We start from the raw sequence: 3,156 nt of genomic DNA on the forward strand, positions 1-3,156 counted from the left end.
GGCGCGGGGCCCGTGGAGCCCTCTCCACCGCCCACGCCCGGCCCGTCGGCCCGGCCCGCCCTGCCGACGGGACCTCCCGTACGGACACCCCTACCCGACGAAGGTGCGGCCGCGGCCGCCGCGCCACAGCCGAGTGCCGCCCTCGAACGGATCCTGAGCGGGCCCAGCGGTCTGGGCACGACGAGCCTGCACTGGGTCCGGAGCGATGCCCCCACGGCCGCCGGGGCTCCCGACGCGCCCGCGCCGGTCACGGGCCGTCCGATCCCGGGCCTCTACCACCACCCGGTGCCGGAGCCCGATCCGGTGCGGGTGGAGGAGCTCGGCCGCCGGATCAAGGCCTGGGCCCTGGATGAGGTGTCGCTCTACCCGGAGGACTGGGAGGACCAGTTCGACGGCTTCTCCGTCGGGCGCTACATGGTCGCCTGCCACCCGGACGCCCCCAGCATCGACCACCTGATGCTCGCCACCCGGCTGATGGTCGCCGAGAACGCGGTCGACGACTGCTACTGCGAGGACCACGGCGGCTCGCCCGTCGGCCTCGGCGGCCGTCTGCTGCTGGCGCACACCGCTCTCGACCCCGTCCACACGACGAAGGAGTACGCGCCGGACTGGGAGGCGTCGCTCCTCTCGGACGCTCCCCGGCGTGCCTACCGGTCCGCCATGGAGTACTTCCTCCAGGCGACCACTCCCTCGCAGGCCGACCGCTTCCGGCACGACATGGCCCGGCTGCACATGGGCTACCTCGCCGAGGGGGCCTGGGCGCAGACGGAGTACGTTCCCGAGGTGTGGGAGTACCTGGCGATGCGTCAGTTCAACAACTTCCGCCCCTGCCCCACCATCACCGACTCCGTCGGCGGCTACGAACTGCCGGCGGACCTCCACGCGCAGCCCGCCATGCAACGGGTGATCGCGCTGGCCGGGAACGCCACCACCATCGTCAACGATCTGTACTCCTACACCAAGGAACTGGCCAGTCCTGGACGGCACCTGAACCTGCCGGTGGTGATCGCCGATCGCGAGGGCTGCTCCGACCGGGAGGCCTATCTCAAGGCCGTCGAGGTCCACAACGACCTGATGCGCGACTTCGAGGCCGCGGCCGCCGAGCTGGCCGTCACCTGCCCCGTTCCGAGCGTGCAGCGTTTCCTGCGCGGGGTGGCCGTGTGGGTCGACGGCAACCACTACTGGCACCAGACCAACACCTATCGCTACAGCCTGCCCGATTTCTGGTAAAGATGGGAATTGTTCATGACTAGCACCGATCTCACGGCCGCCGCCGGTACCTCCTCCGTGTTCATCCCCGGCCCGGTGACTCCCTACCAGGGGGACATCGCCCGTTACTGGGACCACGAGGCCAGGCCCGTGAACCTCCGTCTCGGCGATGTCGACGGCCTTTACCACCACCACTACGGCATCGGTGACATCGACCATGCCGCCCTCGGCGACACCGAGGACAGCGCATACGAGAAGAAGCTGATCGCCGAGCTCCACCGCCTGGAGTCGGCCCAGGCCGAACTCCTCCTCCAGCACCTCGGCCCGATCGGGCGCGACGACACCCTCGTCGACGCGGGCTGCGGCCGCGGCGGTTCGATGGTCATGGCCCACCAGCGCTTCGGATGCAAGGTCGAGGGCGTCACCCTGTCGGCCAAGCAGGCCGACTTCGCCAACCGGCGCGCCCAGGAACTCGGCATCGAGGACCACGTCCGGGCCCGTGTCTGCAACATGCTCAGCACGCCGTTCGAGACCGGGCAGGCCGCCGGCTCGTGGAACAACGAGTCGAGCATGTACGTCGACCTGCACGACCTCTTCGCGGAGCACGCGCGCGTCCTTGAGGTCGGCGGCCGCTACGTGACCATCACCGGCTGCTGGAACCCGCGTTACGGCCAGCCCTCGAAGTGGGTCTCCCAGATCAACGCGCACTTCGAGTGCAACATCCACTCCCGCCGCGAGTACCTCCGGGCGATGGCCGACAACCGTCTCGTACCGCAGGCCGTCATCGACCTGACCCCCGAGACCCTGCCCTACTGGGAACTGCGGGCCACGTCCTCCCTGGTCACCGGCATCGAGGAGGCGTTCATCGAGTCCTACAAGGACGGCTCCTTCCAGTACGTGCTGATCGCGGCCGACCGCGTCTGACCACACGCCGACCGAAGGGGCGGGGACCGTCACCGACGGACCCGGCCCCTTGGAGCCCACCCCCCGGGGCGTTCCGGCGTACACCCGGGTGACGGTCAGTCCACGAGCACACCGGGGTTGAGGATGCCCCGCGGATCCAGGGCCCCCTTCGCGGCCCGCAGGGCGAGGGCGAAGGGCTCGGGCCGCTGGCGGTCGTAGGCCGGGCGGTGGTCCCGGCCGACGGCGTGGTGGTGGGTGATGGTCGCCCGGTGGCGGTGCAGGACCTCGCTCGCGACGGCCTTCAGGTCGTCCCAGACGGAGACCTCGTCACCGGCCCGGCCGGCGGCGAGTACCGTGAAGTAGGGCGCCGCACCGTCCGGATACACGTGCGTCAGACGGCAGTTGACGGTCGCGGGGAAGCCGGTGGCCTTGACCGCCGCCGCGCCGACCTCCCTGCGTACCTCGTCGATCAGGTCGGGTATCCGGTCCCAGGTGGCCGCCGTCTCGAAGGTCTCCGCGACCGCGCCCATCCTGGCCAGGCCGTCGCGGAGGTAGGGCATCCGCAGGAACGCCGAGCGCCAGGCGCTCACCGCCGCGTCGCCGTCCGGGCTCGCCTCCGGGCTCTCCTTCGGGCCGGCGGCCCTGTCGTGCCCGGCCGCCCCCTCGTACCGGCCGCCGTACGAGCGGGCCAGCGCGACGGCTCGTTCGAGCCGGGCGGTCACCGGTTCGTCCGCCGACTCGAACCCGAGGACCAGTACGGAGCTGCCGTCGTGCGCCGCCCCCGACAGCGCGGCCTCACCGGAATCCAGCAGGCGGCAGTTCGCGGGGGAGAGGTCGGCCTGCGCGAGGACGCGCACCGCCCGCAGGGCGCTCCCGAAGTCGGTGAACGCCACCGCGGCGGACGCCTTGTGGCGGGGGCGTTCCTGGAGGGGTACCCATGCCTCGGTGCTGACGCCGAGGGCCCCTTCGGACCCCAGGAACAGGCGGTCGGGGGAGGGGCCCGCCCCGGAGGCGGGCAGCCGCCAGGAGCTGCGGGTGCCGGCC

3 protein-coding genes are annotated in these 3,156 nt (G+C 71.6%); 2 read left to right on the top strand and 1 reads right to left on the bottom strand.

The features are described 5' to 3' along the window. Positions 1-12: 12 nt before the first annotated feature. Together ACWGIU_RS33935 and ACWGIU_RS33940 are read left to right on the top strand one after the other, a co-directional pair. Positions 13-1,230: a family 2 encapsulin nanocompartment cargo protein terpene cyclase gene (locus ACWGIU_RS33935; RefSeq protein WP_453711947.1), complete on the top strand. Its 1,218-nt coding sequence runs from the start codon at positions 13-15 to the stop codon at positions 1,228-1,230. Between the two features lie 15 nt (positions 1,231-1,245). Beyond that, the gene (locus ACWGIU_RS33940) at positions 1,246-2,133 is read left to right on the top strand and encodes a geranyl diphosphate 2-C-methyltransferase (RefSeq protein WP_453711945.1); all 888 of its coding nucleotides are present in this window, start codon (positions 1,246-1,248) and stop codon (positions 2,131-2,133) included. Positions 2,134-2,228: 95 nt separating this feature from the next. On the opposite strand, the gene ACWGIU_RS33945 is transcribed toward ACWGIU_RS33940, so the two are convergent. Then, the coding region (locus ACWGIU_RS33945) for an FAD-binding oxidoreductase (RefSeq protein WP_453711946.1) at positions 2,229-3,156 on the bottom strand (928 nt) is incomplete at its 5' end.

Source organism: Streptomyces sp. NPDC054840 (assembly GCF_053611065.1).